Below are 16,839 nucleotides of genomic sequence, written 5' to 3' on the forward strand. Positions count from 1 at the left end.
TCTTAGTCATAGGGACTAGGGAGTTTTTTGTTATGGAAAGAAAGTATAAAAGCAGCTGTGTTAATTCATGCTAGCGTTGTAGATGAAAAAATTTGAAAATGATTTCTATAAATTTAATATCTTATCCCAAAATTTAGTATATAATAGGTGAAAAGGTATGGAGGGGTTTTATGGATTTCTGGTCTTCTAATTTGTATGATGAAAGGCATAGCTTTGTATCGAACTTGGGCGAAGGTGTGTTGTGTTTACTTTCTCCCAAGGAAGGAGAGCGGATATTGGATGTAGGATGTGGTACTGGTGATCTTGCAAATGAAATAGACAAAATGGGGGCTAATATTACCGGAGTAGATCGCTCAGCTAATATGATACAAGAAGCTCAAAATAAGTACTCAAACCTTCATTTTCAAGCAATGGATGTATATGATATGGATGTATATGATATGGAATTTCATAATGAATTTGATGCTGTTTTTTCTAATGCTACATTGCACTGGGTGACGAAACCAAAGCAGGCATTGGAAAGGTTATATCAAAGCTTGCATTCAGGTGGAAGATTAGTAGTTGAGTTTGGTGGTAAAGATAATGTGTTATATATAAGACAGGCGATTCAAGAGTCCTATCATCAATTATTTCCAACATATGATCAATTAGAGGAGCCATGGTATTTTCCGAGTATAGGAGAGTACACTTCGCTAATGGAGGAGGTTGGGCTTACAGTTAGTTATGCAAGATATTTCACTAGACCAACTCCGTTAGATGGGGAAGATGGATTGAAGAATTGGATTTTTATGTTTGCAGCAGGCATGTTAGCCCATTTAAATGATGCGGAAAAGGAACAATTAGTAAAGCGTGTTGAACAGGTATTAAAACCAACATTGTACAAAGATCAACAATGGAATGCAGATTACTGTCGAATTCAAGTGATTGGATACAAGAAATAAAAATGTTTCACGTGAAAAAACAATAAAATTGTCGAAGTGAAAAAATCTATTATTCTTTGTATATTATTTGCTAGATTGGCCATACTACTTAATGGAGGTGTGGCATATGGGGAAGAATATTCATATTTGTGGTATATGTAATCAAACAAAGGAAGACGGAATTTTTTTATATCAACTTTATATTTGTCAGGAATGTGAGGAAAAAATCATTTCCACGAGTCCTAAAGACGAAAATTATCAATTTTATGTAGAAAAATTACGTGCTATCAATCAATCTTCTTATACTATATAATGGAGTCACTACTAGTGATTCCATTTATTTTTTTCTGAATTCCCATAAGCTATCAATACAAATTATCTATAAAAGAGAGGCAATAGAATGGATAGCAAGCAAAATCAAATCCCACTCTATCAAGCAATAACAGACTTTAAGGATAACCAAAATGTATCACTCCACGTTCCAGGTCATAAAAATGGAGAAATATTTGTCACGAAGGCAAAGAAACATTTCCAATCGTTTTTGCAAATGGATTTAACTGAATTAGATGGGTTAGATGATTTACATGCACCAGAGGGTGTGATTCAAGAGGCGCAACAATTAGCTGCTGATTGGTTTCAATCTAACTATACATATTTCTTAGTGAATGGTAGTACTGTAGGAAACTTAGCTATGATATTAGCAACATGTGATTCAGGTGATCAAGTCCTCGTGCAGCGGAATTGCCATAAATCGATTTTGCATGGGATGGAATTAGCAGGAGTTCAACCAATTTTCCTGCCTCCAGCATATAACAAAATCAATCAGAGGTATACAGCACCTTCTATAGCAACTGTAAAAAAGGCGATAGCTGAATACCAAGAGGCAAAAGCACTAATCCTTACCTATCCGGATTATTTTGGAGACATATATCCAATACAAGAGATTATTGATCTAGCTCATTCTTGTAACATAACCGTTCTAGTGGATGAAGCACATGGCTGTCATTTTTCTTTACCATCCTTACCCGTACCATCCGCTGTCGAACTGGGGGCAGATGTTGTTGTTCAGTCCGCACATAAGATGACACCGGCTTTAACGATGGCAGCATATCTTCATGTGCAAAGTAGTCGATTAGAGCGAGAGAGGATAAGCTATTATTTGCAAATGTTGCAATCAAGTAGTCCATCGTATCCGATTATGGCAAGTTTGGACTTAGCAAGGTATTATTTAGCTACTTTTACGATAGAACAAAGTGAAGATTTATTTGCTTATATAGAAAAAATTCGTACTTGTTTTAATGATAGTGATGACTGGATCTTGGAACAGAGCGATGATCCATTAAAAGTATGTTTGCGTGTTAAAGAAGGAGTAAATAGTCAAGATATCAAACAACTATTCGAGGAAGAAAAGCTTTACCCAGAATTCATAACAGACAAACATATCCTATTTATTTTGGGGTTAGAGCCGACAATTGAACCTGACATTTTAATAGATAAAATAAGGAGAATTACTGATAGATTAATTTTTTCCTCTAAGCGTGCTACAATAGAAGATAAAAACCATTACTTTAACGAAGATATTAAACCACTAGCATTATCATATGCAGATATGCGACATCAAGAGCAAAAGTGGTGCAATTGGAAAGAGGCAGCTGGTAAAATTGCTGCAGAGGCAATTATTCCATATCCACCTGGAATTCCCTTACTTGCGAAAGGTGAGGAAATTAGCGAAACAACAGTAAAGAAGATACAGGATTTATTGGACCAAAAAATAAGTTTTCAACCAAAAAATCGAAGAAATGGTTTATATATTTATGATGTAACAGAAGGAGAATGAACGTGTTTATAACATTTGAAGGTGGCGAAGGTGCTGGAAAAACAACTATCATTAACCGACTGGCACAACGCTTAACAGAAGACGGACATCAAGTAATCCAAACTAGGGAGCCGGGTGGTATCCCGATTGCTGAAAGAATTCGTGACATCATTTTAGATACAAAAAATACGATGATGGATGCACGAACAGAGGCACTATTATATGCTGCTGCACGAAGGCAACATTTAGTCGAGATAGTAGAACCTGCATTGAAAGAGGGTAAAATTGTACTTTGTGACCGATTTGTAGATAGCAGTCTTGCTTATCAAGGTGCAGCACGTGGTCTTGGTGTGGAGGAAGTTTTTCAAATAAATCAGTTTGCAATTGCAAACCTGATGCCAGACCTTACTCTGTTTTTTGATATACATCCTGAAGAAGGATTAAAACGAATTAATAAAAATATGGAAAGGGAACAAAATAGGTTAGATTTAGAATCATTATCTTTTCATCAACAGGTTTATGAAGCATATCAACAGTTACTTACAAAATTTCCTGATCGTATCGAGAGAATTGATGCAAACTTTGATATAATAGAAGTAGAAGAACAATCATATAAAAAGGTAAAAGCATATTTATCACGGTAAACGTCTTTAGAAGCATTACAGAAAAATAAGAGGTGTTAGTACCTTGATAATTATGCCAACAGCGGGATGAAGCAACTTCCCTCTGATGGAAGTCTTATTTTATACTAAGGTGAAATAAAAAATAAGGAGGTGGCAATTGTGAAATTAATTATGGCGGTTGTGCAAGATAAGGATAGTAATCGTTTGATTGATGCACTTGGAGAAAAGCAGTTTAAAACGACGAAATTATCCTCTACTGGTGGTTTCTTAAAGGAAGGCAATACGACACTGATGATTGGTTGTGAGGATGAGCATGTTGATGATGCGCTAGATATTATCCGTGATAATTGCAGTCAACGAGAGCAATTGGTTTCACCTGTTTCTCCGATGGGCGGAAATGCGGATTCTTATATTCCACGTCCAGTCAATGTAGAAGTTGGCGGAGCAACAGTATTTGTCGTACCTGTCGATTCTTTTCATCAATATTAAAAGGTAGGTTTCACCAGTTATGAAAATTAGTCAAGAAATGCGTACACAACTCGAAGCATTGAACAAAAAGGATCAACAATCAAGGCCACCATCACAAAGGTTTGATACGATGGTAAGACAGCAATCCACGCAATTAAAACAAGCCGAGCTACAAAAATTAATGAGTGAATTGACTGCTCAAGGACAGAAAATTGCTCGGTTTCGTTCCTTTAAAGATCTCGCTGCATATAAAAGAATGGTCAAGCGGTTTGTCAAAGAAGCAGTGGATTATGGGATGGAGTTGAAACAATCCCACAGTTTTATGTTAGATGGAGATAACCGTAGATTAACCATTGTAGAAGAAGTAGATGAAAAGCTAGTGGAATTAACTGAATCTGTTATGGATCAAGAAAAAAACTCTATTCAAATCTTGGACTTAATTGGAGAAATAAAAGGTCTCCTTATTAACCTATATACGTAAGCATACAGAGGATAGATTAGCGGAGAAAACTAATCCATCCTCTTCTTTAAAAAAGGGAAAGAAAGCATAATTGGTATCACAACTTTTATAAGTAAGTATGATAGGAAAACGTATATTTTAAGAAGCAAGAATAGTTATACAGATAGAGTTGCAAATTTTGAAAAGTAGTTATTTATGAGTAAAAATAATTGCGTTCTTTTATGCTAGCGTTGTAGAGCATGATTAAAGCGAAGGTCGCCCACTTTCACTCCTGTGGGAATTGTTTGACCTGAAGATCCACTTTTTCGAGCGGTTTTGAGTCGAAAAAGTTAGCTGAAGGGCAATCCCCCCGGAAAGGGAAGTGGGCAGCCAGAGTGGCGGTTATGTGATTGATACTTTTCACAATGGCCACTAAAACAATCTCAGATCCACTTAGTATGTATGGATAAGGACTGAGCGGATTTTGCTCAGTTTTTCTTAATCAAAAAAAGGAAAGTAGGCAATAATATGGACACGGTATGGGCGGACATGCTAGAAAAACAATCTGTTGTCAGTAAGATGGTAATGAACAGTATTAAAAAATCAAGAATATCTCATGCCTATCTATTCCACGGTGATAAAGGTACGGGAAAGTATGAGCTTGCACTCCTTCTCGCAATGAGTATCTTTTGTAAAGAACGGACAACTGTCGACCCGTGTCATCAGTGTAGTGACTGTCGCCGGATTAAAAGTGGCAATCATCCTGACTTACATATTATCATCCCTGATGGAGCAAGCATAAAGAAAGAACAAATCTTACATTTGCAAAAGGAATTTACGTATACTGGACTGGAATCCAATAAAAAAGTATATATTATTTTACAGGCGGAAAAAATGACCGATAATGCATCTAACCGGTTGCTAAAGTTTTTAGAAGAGCCTAGCCAGCAAACAACTGCAATTTTATTAACAGAGAATAGTCATGCAATGCTGTCTACAATTCGTTCTAGATGCCAGATGATCGCATTTAAACCACTCAATCCTAAGCAATTAGAGCAAAGTTTACAAAGAGAAGGTTTAACAGAATCAAATGCCCGTCTAATGACTCATGTAACAAATAATTTATCAGAAGCAATCGAAAAGAGTAAGGATACTTGGTTTGCACAGTCACGAAAATTAGTGGTACAATTAGTTGAAATGCTTCAACATAATAAAGACGAAGTGCCAATATTTGTGCATACGCAGTGGATGCCACATTTTAAAGAACGTACACAGTTACAAGAAGGTCTCGATTTATTATTATTATGGTTTAGAGATATTGTTCATTATCATTTAGATGAATCTTCTAGGATTGTGTTTGCTAATCACCATAATAAGTTAGAAGCAGCAGCGATGTATTGGTCGATAAACCATGCGACTGATAACTTACAATATATTATGGAGGCAAAACGTAAATTAGAGCAAAATGTGCACCCACAGTTAGTATTGGAGCAATTAACACTTCAACTACAGAGGTGAATATTTGTGATAGAAGTTATAGGTGTCCGCTTTAAAAAAGCGGGTAAAATATATTATTTTGATCCAGATGACTTAAAGGTCGATACAGAGGATTATGTCATTGTGGAGACTGTCAGAGGAGTAGAGTTTGGTAAGGTTGTTGTTGCGAATAAGCAGGTCGATGAAGAAGATGTTGTTCTTCCCCTCAAGAAAGTAAATCGTATTGCCAATGACAAAGATAAATTGATTGTCGTGGAGAATAAGGAGATTGCTGAAGAGGCTTATCAAACATGTCAGGGAAAAATAAAAGAACATGAATTGGAAATGAATTTAGTCGATGTAGAATATACATTTGATCGCAATAAAGTCATTTTCTACTTCACAGCGGATGGCAGAGTTGATTTTCGTAATTTAGTAAAAGATCTTGCTTCTGTATTCAAAACACGTATTGAATTACGTCAGATTGGGGTTAGAGATGAGGCAAAGCTGTTAGGCGGAATTGGACCGTGTGGTCGTATGCTTTGTTGCTCCACATTTTTAGGTGATTTTGAACCCGTATCGATTAAAATGGCGAAAGATCAAAACCTTTCCTTAAATCCGTCGAAAATTTCTGGTCTTTGTGGACGCTTAATGTGTTGTTTGAAATATGAGAATGATGATTATGAAACGGCTAAAAAAGAATTACCGGATCTAGGTGAAGAAATAACGACAGCTTATGGCCATGGAAAGGTAGTCGGACTCAACATCCTGGAACGCCTTATTCAAATCGAAATTCCAGAAAAGGAACGTATGATTGAATACACATTAGATGAACTTATAGATGAAGGAGTTATTAATACCCAGGCCACAGAATAATGGGGTGGAGTATGTGAAGAAAAAGGAATTATTTGAACAAGTTTCTGACATGGAAGAACAAATTGGTCAATTATATCAGCAATTAGGAGATTTGAAACAGCAGTTAGGCGAAATGCTGGAAGAAAATCACCGGCTAGAGATGGAAAATCATCACCTCAGACAACGGTTGGACAATGAGCCGGAAAGTTCCGAGCAAAATGAACAAGCTGATGATGAAGCAGCAATTGGTGAAGGATACGATAATTTAGCCAGACTTTATGAAGAGGGCTTTCATATTTGTAACGTACATTTTGGAAGTCCAAGACAAGAAGGCGACTGCCTCTTCTGTCTACTATTCCTAAACAAAACCAAATAAACCAAACAAAGGCTGGCATACTCAAGTGTCAGCCTTTGTTTTAGAAATAAAGCAGAAAAAATATGAACAAAAAACTGCGCAGTAACGTGAGTATGGATATGCTCTCTTCCATTCTTCCTTGGAGAATGTTGACAAACCGCTTCGGCAGAATACTGCGCTTTCCGTGGGCACGGTCGCAGCTAACTTGGTAAAGAAAAGCACTTTACCAAGTGGATCTTCGGCTCGCGTGAGTTCCCACAGGAGTCTCCGTATTCTGCCTACGCTATTTTTGTTCTCTGATTATAGAAAGTAATGAACTCATGGAACTAAACTTTTCTGTTTTGTTACAGTGCTAATCGGCTGGGAATGCCCTTTTAGCATAGTCGAACCCTATGCTACATATGGTGGAGAAATCGATTGGTTGATTTCGGATAAGTGTTGTGGAGCATATCTTAACGAAGGCCGCCCACTTCCACTCCTGTGGGACCTGTTTGACCTGAAGATCCACTTTTACGAGCGGTCTTTGCTCGAAAAAGTTAGCTGAAGGGCAAACCCCACGGAAAGGGAAGTGGGCAGCCGGAGTGGTAGTTATCATCACGATATATTTTAAAATTATGTCTTAGATTACCGCACATCTAATTACTGCACTACTTAGAACAAACAAAACTTTCATTACTTCGCTGTATATATCAACTATGCACTTTATTGAAGGAGATAAACAAATGCAACTTAAAGAAGACGAACGTATTGATGATCTGTTAGCAGATCAAACCTTGCAAATCATTCAAAGCCCGACTAAGTTCGCCTTTTCCATCGATGCGGTGCTACTGGCAGACTTCGCTACAACACCAAAAACAAGAGGAAAAATACTGGACCTTTGTTCAGGCAATGCCGTTATCCCTTTGTTATTATCAAGGCAATCTAACGTCCCCATAACAGGCGTCGAAATTCAAGCACGGCTATATGACATGGCATGCCGCAGTATTGAGCTGAACAAATTGGACCATCAAATTGATATGATCCATGGTGATTTAAAGGATATGCCGGATCACTTCAAAAATAACAAATTTGATTTAGTAACTGTTAATCCTCCTTATTTCCAGACTGAGAATAAAAATCATCAAAATCATAATGACTATCTAACAATCGCAAGACACGAAATCTATTGTACGTTAGAAGATGTGGTACAATCGTGTAGTAAGCTCGTTAAATCAGGTGGGAAAGTAGCCATGGTCCATCGTCCGTCACGTTTTGTCGATATTATTACTTTATTCAGGCAATATAAAATAGAACCAAAGCGTGTTCGTTTCGTGTACCCGAAAGAAGGAAAAGAAGCAAACATATTATTAATAGAAGGAATTAGAGATGGAAATCCAGATCTCAAGCTTTTGTCGCCATTATATGCTTTCGATGGAGAGGGAAATTATACAAAAGAGGTAGAAGGTATACTATATGGGAGAAAAAAATAATCATTTTGTCTATATTCTTAAATGTAAAGATGAAACATTATATACAGGCTATACAACTGATATCGAACGAAGATTGAAAATGCATGAACAAGGTAAGGGTGCTAAATATACAAGAGGTAGAGCCCCGTTTCAATTGCAGTACCAACAACAATGTAAGACAAAATCAGAAGCTATGCAGTTAGAAGCAAAAATAAAAAAGCTTACTAGAAGACAGAAGGAATTATGGATTAAAGAAAACCAAACGGAAAGGTATGGCGTATATGCAGATACAGAAGAGCTACCAGACTGATACAGAAAAAGGCACATTATACGTAGTGCCGACACCAATCGGCAATTTAGAAGATATTACGATTAGAGCATTACGTATATTGGAAGAGGCTGATGCTGTCTTAGCTGAAGATACGAGAAATACTGGGAAACTGTTACATCATTTTGAACTGAAGCAAAAGATGATCAGCTACCATGAACATAACAAAATGGCAAGACAGGATCAAATTCTTGAGATGCTAAGTAACGGAGAAAATTTAGCTCTAGTAAGTGATGCAGGTATGCCAGGAATTTCAGATCCAGGATTTGAAGTGGTACAAGCTGCCATTCAAGCAGATCTTCCCGTTGTGGTATTACCTGGGGCAAACGCCGCATTATCAGCCTTAGTTGGTTCAGGATTACCAACTGATCATTTTTATTTTTATGGCTTTTTGCCACGAAAGAAAAAAGATCGTGATCAGGCACTACAATTACTGCAATCAATGGATACAACGTTTATCTTGTATGAATCACCACACCGCATTAAGGAGACAATCAAGTTGTTAAGCGAATCACTTGGTGACAGACAAGTAGCAATAGCAAGGGAGTTAACCAAGAGATACGAAGAATATATAAGAGGGAGATTACCAGAAATAGAAGAGTGGATAGCAGATAACTCGATAAAAGGCGAGTGCTGTATTGTTGTAGAAGGAACTAAGGATAATTCACAATCGAAATGGTGGACAGATCTTACCGTAAAAGAGCATGTCGAAAAAGAGATGGAATTAGAAGGATATTCAAGTAAAGAAGCCATTAAAGCAGTAGCAAAAGAGCGCAATATTCCCAAAAGAGAAGTATACAATGCTTACCATATAGAGTAAACAAATAAAAACCCCGTTTCAATCATGAAACAGGGTTTTTATGTATCTTTATTTGTTTAATTTCTTTTGGATTTCGTCAACTAGTGTCTGAGCACCTTCAGGGCTAAGTACTAGTTTTCCATCTGCTAATGTAAAGTTGTCGTCAGAGATATCACCAGTAATATGACAAGTCATATTTGGCTTATATTTTTGTAATATGATACGCTCATCATCGACATAAATTTCAAGAGCATCTTTCTCTTCAATTCCTAATGTTCGACGTAGTTCGATCGGAATTACAACACGACCAAGCTCGTCTACCTTTCTCACAATACCAGTTGATTTCATTATTTATTCTCCCCTTTGATAAATAAATTCGGCAATATTCGACATCTATAGCGTTATAATACCATTAGTTGCCATTATTGTCAAACCTAATTTTCTCATTTTTTTCAAGCTTTTATAAAAAAATTGAAGAATTACAAATGAATAGTTTGTAGTGATTTTTCGACAATTTTAGATGTTTTAAACATAAAATAAATGGTGACAATGTATTTATAATGGAAAATTGTTCGAAAAATCGCTACAATGAATACAGACTGTTTATATATAGATAAAAGTGTATTGAGGAGGTTATAGCATGACAGAGCAAAAGAAAACTTTTTATATAACAACACCGATCTACTATCCTAGTGGAAATTTACATATTGGCCATGCCTATAGTACGGTTGCAGGAGATGCGATGGCACGATACAAGCGACTCCGAGGATATGATGTTCGTTATTTAACAGGAACAGATGAACATGGGCAAAAAATCCAAAAAAAAGCGGACGAAGCAGGCGTTACCCCACAAGCATATGTAGATGAAATCGTTAGCGGTATTAAAGATTTATGGGAAAAGCTAGATATATCATATAGTGATTTCATTCGTACGACAGAAGAGCGTCATAAAAAAGTTGTCGAAAAAATCTTCGCAAAATTATTAGAACAAGGCGATATATATTTAGATGAATATGAAGGAAGCTATTGTACATCTTGTGAATCCTTTTTCACTGAAAGACAACTAGAAAATGGTCATTGCCCTGATTGTGGTGGTCCGGTTGAACATGTGAAAGAAGAATCGTACTTTTTCAAAATGAGTAAGTATGTCGATCGTCTGCTTGCTTTTTATGATGAAAACCCAGAGTTCATTCAGCCGGAAAGCCGTAAAAATGAAATGATTAATAACTTTATTAAACCAGGACTGGAAGATTTAGCGGTATCTCGCACAACATTTGATTGGGGTATTAAAGTCCCTGGAGATCCTAAACACGTCATCTATGTATGGATTGATGCATTAAGCAATTACATCACTGCATTGGGTTATGGTACAGAAGATGACAGTTTATATCAAAAATACTGGCCAGCAGATGTTCATTTAATGAGTAAAGAAATTGTTCGTTTCCATACGATTTATTGGCCAATTATGTTAATGGCACTTGATTTACCATTACCGAAAAAAGTTTTTGCACACGGTTGGATTTTAATGAAGGACGGAAAAATGTCGAAATCAAAAGGGAATGTTGTGAACCCGACTGATCTAACGGAGCGTTATGGATTAGATGCATTACGCTATTACCTGTTACGTGAAGTGCCATTCGGCTCAGACGGTGTTTTCACTCCTGAAGGGTTCGTAGACCGTACAAATTACGACCTTGCCAATGACTTAGGTAACTTATTAAATCGTACAGTAGCGATGATTAATAAATACTTTGATGGTGAAATTCCAGCATTCCGCGCTTCAGAAGAGTCCTTTGATGAACAATTAGAAACATTAGGGAGAGAAACAGTAGCTAATGTAGAAGAAGCGCTAGATGAGATGGGTTTCTCTGTTGCATTAACACAGATTTGGAAGTATGTAAGTCGAACAAACAAATATATTGATGAAACAGAGCCTTGGGTGTTAGCGAAAGATGAAAACAAAAAAGATCGTTTAGGTAATGTCATGGCACATTTAGTCGACAGTTTACGCCGAATTGCGATTTTATTACGCCCATTCTTGACACAAACACCGAATCGAATTTTCGAACAAATTGGTGTGAGTGACAACGAAGCACTTCATACTTGGGAGAGTTTGTTAGACTTCGGAGTAATTGAAGCAGGAACGAAAGTGGTTAAGAAAGATCCGATCTTCCCGCGTTTAGATGTTGAAAAAGAAGTACAAATAATTAAGGGTATGATGACCAAACCTGAGCCGGAGAAGAAAGAAGCGAAATCCGAAGAAAAAAATGAAATAACGTATGATGATTTTATGAAGCTAGATTTACGTGTAGCAGAAGTGACGCACGCTGAGAAAATGAAAAATGCCGATAAATTATTACGTATCCAATTAGATCTTGGTAGCGAAAAACGTCAGGTAATATCAGGTATTGCACAATACTATACTCCTGAATCTTTAAAAGGGAAAAAGGTGATCTGTGTAACCAATTTAAAACCAGTTAAACTGCGCGGCGAGTTGTCAGAAGGTATGATTCTATCCGGAGAAGACAAAGATGGATCTCTATCTTTGGCCACAGTAGAATCAGACTTACCAAATGGATCCGTAGTAAAATAAATATTAAAAAGTATACACACATTCCATTTGAAACGTGTGTGTACTTTTTATTTATGCGCAAAAAAATAGACTGCGAAGTAACGTGGATATGGAAAAGAGATCTCCCCTCTGTTCCGAGGAAAAAGGCTTCTCTTCCAGGGAAAAGATCTTTTCTTCCGAGGATAAGCGACTATATCCAGGGAAGAGAAGGCGATATCCTCGGAACAGCATAAGATTTCCCCGGAAGCGCCGTTCTGTTCCGTGGAAAAGATCCTCTCTTCCGGGGATAAACGACTATATCCATGGAAGAGAAGTCCTGTTAGCTTTGCAACTAAGCTACTTCAGTTTGTATCTACTACGAATGAAATGAGCAGAGTAGAATCAGTTTAGTTTGTTTTTTAAGGAGGAATAGTATGTTATTTGATACACACGTTCATTTAAACGTATCGCATTTTGATGAAGACCGTGAGGAAGTATTACAACGAGCAAAAGAGGCTGGTGTCGAAAACATGGTCATTGTCGGATTTGATCATGAAACGATCCCGAAAGCAATGGAGATTGCCGAACAACATGACCATATTTATGCTGCAGTCGGCTGGCATCCAGTTGATGCTATCGATATGACCGACAAAGAATTAGCGTGGTTAGAAGAATTGTCCTCTCATCCCAAAGTAGTCGCTTTAGGAGAAATGGGCCTAGACTATCATTGGGACAAGTCGCCGAAAGATGTACAACAAGAAGTTTTTCGCAAGCAAATTCAGTTAGCCAAAAAAGTTAACTTACCCATTATTATTCATAATCGCGAAGCGACAGAGGATATCATCCAAGTATTGCAAGAAGAAAAAGCAGAAGAAGTTGGAGGTATTATGCATTGCTACAATGATTCTGTTGACTATGTAGATGCATGCTTAAAGATGAACTTTTATATATCACTAGGAGGGCCAGTAACGTTTAAAAATGCTACTTTACCGAAGGAAGTAGCAAAGTATGTACCAGCTGATCGTTTATTAATCGAAACAGATTGCCCATTTCTCGCGCCACATCCTAATCGAGGAAAACGAAACGAGCCTGCTTATGTCAAGTTGGTTGCGGAAAAAATAGCAGAACTGCGTGAGGTAAGTTATGAAGAAATAAGTAAGCAAACAACTGAAAACGCCAAACGATTTTTTGGTCTAATAGACGGATGATGCCTTTAGTAGCATATGTTTCAGGTTATGTTACGGTAATGTAAACAAACTGAAATATTTCATGAAAAAAAGCAGCAAAACCCTTTGAATTCAAGGGTTTTGCTGCTTTTTCTTTTCATAACGCCATTTGACACTGAAAAAGGATCTTTATATAATACAACGGCGAGTAAAAAGGAGGGAAGAGTTCATGAAGCGTCTTAAAATTAGTCACTTATTGAACAACAAAGACTTCATTTACGCACTTTCTTTATTTGTATTTATCGGCTTTATTTGCACATCATTTTATGAATTATCAAAAGCAGAAGTTACAGTTGTTCAAGAAGGTGAATCAACGACAGTTCGTACACATGCCAAAACTGTCGAAGATGTTCTAAATGAACTTGCAATTGACGTGGGAGAGCATGATGAACTTTCACATGAATTAAAAGACCTCGTAAATAGAGAGATGAAAATCGAGCATACAATTGCAAATCAAGTAATAGTCAGCATAGATGGTAATGAACAAACATATTATACAACTAGTGATACAGTTGAAGAATTTTTGGCAGAGCAAGGTATAGAATTAACAGAAAATGATCAATTGTCATTAGCAGCAAATACAAAAATAGATGATAACTTAGTAATTGGTATCGATAAAGCTTTTCAAGTTACCATTGATGATGCTGGTAATGAAGAGCAAGTCTGGACAACTGGAGGTTCTGTTCAGGAACTATTAGCGGAATACGACATTGAATTAGATGAATTAGATCGTGTGGAACCAGAACAGACAGCTTCAATAGGCAAGAGCACCGATATCGAAATTACACGAGTAGAGAAAGTAACAGATGTTGTAGAAGAAGAGCAAGACTATAGTTTGGTGAAACGAAACGATAGTTCGCTTGAGAAAGGCAAAGAAGAAGTTGTATCAGAAGGTGAACCAGGTTTAGTTGAAAAACACTATGAAGTTGTATTGGAAAATGGGGAAGAAGTATCCCGTGAATTAGTGAAAGAAGAAGTCAAAAAAGAAAGTAAAGAAAAAGTCGTAGCAATTGGTACGAAGGAAAATCAACCAAAAACAACAACGACAACAGCTACTGCAAATACATCGTCCAATAATAACGGAACTGCAAGTGAAACAGTTTCTCGAGGTGACAAGGAAGAAAAGGGAGAAACCCTTTACATGAAAGCAACAGCATACAATTGGGACTGTGCATCATGCGACGGTAGAGGTAAGACTTCTACTGGATATAATTTAAAGGAAAACCCCAACGGAGTTGTAGCAGTAGACCCTAGCGTGATACCATTAGGTACAAAAGTTTGGGTAGAAGGATATGGATATGCAGTAGCTAGAGATACTGGCGGCAATATCAAAGGGAATAAAATCGATCTTCACATGCCAACCAAACAAAAAGCTGAGAGCTATGGTACGAAAACAGTACAAGTAAGAATTGTAGAGTAAATACAAAGCTTACCTTTCGAAGCAAAGGTAAGCTTTTTTGTGTTAAAATGAGAAAGGTTATGAGTAGGTATAAGCAAAACCTCTACTCGAAAGTTAGGTCATCATTGGTAACGTATCAATAAGCTATCTTAAGTAAGAATGGAGGAGCCTTTTTTGAAGGTGAAAGAAATCATTGTTGTAGAAGGAAAAGATGATACCGCAAAATTAAAACAGGCATTAGATGTCGATACAATAGAAACAAACGGTTCAGCTATCAACAAAGATATATTAGCACAAATTGCACATGCTAAAACTAAACGAGGGGTCATTGTATTTACTGATCCTGATTATCCAGGTCAGCGAATCAGACAAATTATTGATCAGCATGTTCCAGGTTGTAAGCATGCCTTTTTAAAAAGAGAAGAAGCTGTACCAGACAAAAAGCAACCTAAGAGTCTTGGCATAGAACATGCTTCATTGGATGTTCTCCGTGAGGCACTAGGACAAGTATATGAATTAACAGAGAGCGGAGAATCGGAAATTACCAAATCAGATCTGCTTCGTTTTGGTTTAATAGGTGGACATGGTTCAAGAGATAGAAGACAGAAGCTTGGGGAACAGTTAAGAATTGGACATATTAATGGAAAACAGTTATTAAAAAGGTTACAGATGTTTCAAATCGCTAAAGCTGAGTTTGAACAAGTGATGGAACAAATAATTCAGGAGGAACGTGCATGAGTGAACAGAAAGCAATAGCCACACCGAAACGAACAAAGGAAATTCTTGAAAAATATGGCTTTTCATTTAAAAAAAGTTTGGGGCAGAATTTCCTTATCGATGTAAATATTTTAAGAAATATCATCCATAATGCAGGCATTACGAAAGAAATGAACGCAATTGAGATTGGCCCAGGTATTGGTGCACTTACCGAACAATTAGCAATTGCAGCTAACAAAGTTGTTGCATTTGAAATAGACGGACGTTTAGTGCCGATTTTGGAAGATACTTTACAAGCGTATGATAATGTAGAACTCATTAATCAAGATATTCTCAAAGCTGATTTTGAAGAGGTATGGGACAGGTATTTTAAAGGCGATAAACCTGTAAAAGTAGTAGCAAATCTCCCTTATTACATTACAACACCTATTTTAATGCAACTATTGATGGCTAATTTACCTATTTCCAGTATTACCGTAATGATTCAAAAAGAAGTAGCGGAAAGAATGGCCGCTGCTGAAAATACAAAAGAATATGGATCTTTATCAATAGCAATTCAGTATTATACGGAAGCAAAAGTAAAAATGGTTGTACCGAAAACAGTTTTTATGCCACAGCCACGAGTAGACTCAGCAGTTTTGCATCTTGAAAAGCGGGCAACTCCACCTGTTACTGTTGAGGATGAGGAATTCTTTTTTCAATTAGTTCAAGCAAGCTTTCAACAACGGCGAAAAACATTACGTAACAATTTATCGCGACATTTTAAAGATATACTTTCAAAGGCTCAGATAGAAGAAGGTTTTGAACAAGTTGGAATTGATGGGACAAGACGAGGGGAATCTTTAAATATTCAAGAGTTTGCTGCTTTAGCGAATTATTTTAAGCAGTATGTAATAGAAAATTCCTAAAAATAAGGAGTTTTCTTTTTTTATACATAATTTTCTTAAAAAAAGGTAAGCTAAACACATAACTTCCAAATTTTTTTGTTGACAGCTTTCAATTATAATTGGTATAATGGAATATTTTTAATTGACGGTTGGACAAGAATGTAGTATAATAAATCTTAGTGAGGTGGAGTGTATTGGCTAAAACATTGGTTGAAATCAAACAAGGTTTAGATGGAAATGTCGGCAAACGTCTACGAATTAAAGCAAATGGTGGAAGAAAGAAAACCATTGAACGTTATGGAACATTAGCAGAAACATATCCTTCCGTTTTTATTGTTGAACTTGATCAACAAGAGAATGCATTTGAACGTGTATCTTACAGTTATGCAGATATTCTCACTGAAACAGTTGAATTAAATTTTACGGAAGAATTAGAAGCGGTCTCAGGGGAGCAGTAAACAATGTTTGCTGCTTTTTTTATTATAAAAATTAAAGAGACACATAATTTATAAACTGCGCAGTAACTGAACAT

Annotated in this window: 19 protein-coding genes; 18 read left to right on the top strand and 1 reads right to left on the bottom strand. The window is 36.7% G+C overall.

Going from position 1 to position 16,839, the window contains the following annotated elements:
- Positions 1–170: 170 nt before the first annotated feature.
- From GHT08_RS18995 to rsmI, 12 genes are all read left to right on the top strand, one after another.
- Positions 171–941, top strand: a complete 771-nt coding sequence (locus tag GHT08_RS18995) for a class I SAM-dependent methyltransferase (protein ID WP_163582979.1) — start codon at positions 171–173, stop codon at positions 939–941.
- A gap of 106 nt (positions 942–1,047) precedes the next feature.
- The gene (locus tag GHT08_RS19000) at positions 1,048–1,233 is read left to right on the top strand and encodes a sigma factor G inhibitor Gin (protein WP_163582980.1); all 186 of its coding nucleotides are present in this window, start codon (positions 1,048–1,050) and stop codon (positions 1,231–1,233) included.
- Between the two features lie 87 nt (positions 1,234–1,320).
- Positions 1,321–2,757 carry an aminotransferase class I/II-fold pyridoxal phosphate-dependent enzyme gene (locus tag GHT08_RS19005; RefSeq protein ID WP_163582981.1) on the top strand — a complete coding sequence of 479 codons (1,437 nt, stop codon included), beginning with the start codon at positions 1,321–1,323 and terminating at the stop codon, positions 2,755–2,757.
- Positions 2,754–3,380 carry a dTMP kinase gene (gene tmk / locus GHT08_RS19010; RefSeq protein WP_163582982.1) on the top strand — a complete coding sequence of 209 codons (627 nt, stop codon included), beginning with the start codon at positions 2,754–2,756 and terminating at the stop codon, positions 3,378–3,380. Before GHT08_RS19005 ends, tmk begins: the two co-directional genes overlap by 4 nt.
- A gap of 138 nt (positions 3,381–3,518) precedes the next feature.
- A complete protein-coding gene (locus GHT08_RS19015; protein ID WP_018934307.1) occupies positions 3,519–3,848 on the top strand; it encodes a cyclic-di-AMP receptor in 330 nt (109 codons plus the stop codon).
- Positions 3,849–3,867: 19 nt separating this feature from the next.
- Positions 3,868–4,308 carry a YaaR family protein gene (locus GHT08_RS19020; RefSeq protein ID WP_018934306.1) on the top strand — a complete coding sequence of 147 codons (441 nt, stop codon included), beginning with the start codon at positions 3,868–3,870 and terminating at the stop codon, positions 4,306–4,308.
- Positions 4,309–4,794: 486 nt separating this feature from the next.
- A complete protein-coding gene (gene holB / locus GHT08_RS19025; protein WP_163582983.1) occupies positions 4,795–5,784 on the top strand; it encodes a DNA polymerase III subunit delta' in 990 nt (329 codons plus the stop codon).
- A gap of 6 nt (positions 5,785–5,790) precedes the next feature.
- Positions 5,791–6,618: a PSP1 domain-containing protein gene (locus tag GHT08_RS19030; protein ID WP_163582984.1), complete on the top strand. Its 828-nt coding sequence runs from the start codon at positions 5,791–5,793 to the stop codon at positions 6,616–6,618.
- A 13-nt stretch (positions 6,619–6,631) separates the two neighbouring features.
- Positions 6,632–6,973, top strand: coding sequence for a DNA replication initiation control protein YabA (gene yabA, locus GHT08_RS19035; RefSeq protein WP_163582985.1), 342 nt, complete (start codon positions 6,632–6,634; stop codon positions 6,971–6,973).
- A 701-nt stretch (positions 6,974–7,674) separates the two neighbouring features.
- Positions 7,675–8,421, top strand: coding sequence for a tRNA1(Val) (adenine(37)-N6)-methyltransferase (locus GHT08_RS19040; protein WP_163582986.1), 747 nt, complete (start codon positions 7,675–7,677; stop codon positions 8,419–8,421).
- A complete protein-coding gene (locus GHT08_RS19045) occupies positions 8,405–8,710 on the top strand; it encodes a GIY-YIG nuclease family protein (protein WP_163582987.1) in 306 nt (101 codons plus the stop codon). Before GHT08_RS19040 ends, GHT08_RS19045 begins: the two co-directional genes overlap by 17 nt.
- Positions 8,682–9,548 (top strand): 16S rRNA (cytidine(1402)-2'-O)-methyltransferase, encoded by an 867-nt coding sequence (rsmI, locus tag GHT08_RS19050; protein ID WP_163582988.1) that lies wholly within the window; start codon positions 8,682–8,684, stop codon positions 9,546–9,548. The genes GHT08_RS19045 and rsmI overlap by 29 nt, the downstream gene beginning before the upstream one ends.
- Positions 9,549–9,596: 48 nt before the next feature.
- On the opposite strand, the gene GHT08_RS19055 is transcribed toward rsmI, so the two are convergent.
- Positions 9,597–9,875 (bottom strand): AbrB/MazE/SpoVT family DNA-binding domain-containing protein, encoded by a 279-nt coding sequence (locus tag GHT08_RS19055; RefSeq protein ID WP_153836820.1) that lies wholly within the window; start codon positions 9,873–9,875, stop codon positions 9,597–9,599.
- Between the two features lie 292 nt (positions 9,876–10,167).
- Here GHT08_RS19055 and metG point away from each other — a divergent pair, with 292 nt between their 5' ends.
- The 6 genes from metG (at position 10,168) to veg (ending at position 16,765) form a co-directional block, all read left to right on the top strand.
- Complete coding sequence (metG, locus tag GHT08_RS19060; protein ID WP_163582989.1) at positions 10,168–12,120, top strand: methionine--tRNA ligase; 1,953 nt, start codon at positions 10,168–10,170, stop codon at positions 12,118–12,120.
- Between the two features lie 392 nt (positions 12,121–12,512).
- Entirely contained in the window at positions 12,513–13,286 is a 774-nt protein-coding gene (locus tag GHT08_RS19065; protein ID WP_163582990.1) for a TatD family hydrolase, read from the top strand.
- A gap of 187 nt (positions 13,287–13,473) precedes the next feature.
- Positions 13,474–14,724, top strand: coding sequence for a G5 and 3D domain-containing protein (locus tag GHT08_RS19070; RefSeq protein WP_163582991.1), 1,251 nt, complete (start codon positions 13,474–13,476; stop codon positions 14,722–14,724).
- Positions 14,725–14,877: 153 nt separating this feature from the next.
- Complete coding sequence (rnmV, locus tag GHT08_RS19075; RefSeq protein ID WP_163582992.1) at positions 14,878–15,441, top strand: ribonuclease M5; 564 nt, start codon at positions 14,878–14,880, stop codon at positions 15,439–15,441.
- On the top strand, positions 15,438–16,328 hold the full coding sequence (rsmA, locus tag GHT08_RS19080; protein WP_163582993.1) for a 16S rRNA (adenine(1518)-N(6)/adenine(1519)-N(6))-dimethyltransferase RsmA: 891 nt from the start codon (positions 15,438–15,440) through the stop codon (positions 16,326–16,328). The genes rnmV and rsmA overlap by 4 nt, the downstream gene beginning before the upstream one ends.
- A gap of 173 nt (positions 16,329–16,501) precedes the next feature.
- Positions 16,502–16,765 carry a biofilm formation stimulator Veg gene (gene veg / locus GHT08_RS19085; RefSeq protein WP_018934293.1) on the top strand — a complete coding sequence of 88 codons (264 nt, stop codon included), beginning with the start codon at positions 16,502–16,504 and terminating at the stop codon, positions 16,763–16,765.
- Positions 16,766–16,839: the final 74 nt, after the last annotated feature.

Origin of the sequence: Gracilibacillus saliphilus (genome assembly GCF_010994085.1) — a bacterium.
GTDB lineage: Bacteria > Bacillota > Bacilli > Bacillales > Amphibacillaceae > Gracilibacillus > Gracilibacillus lacisalsi.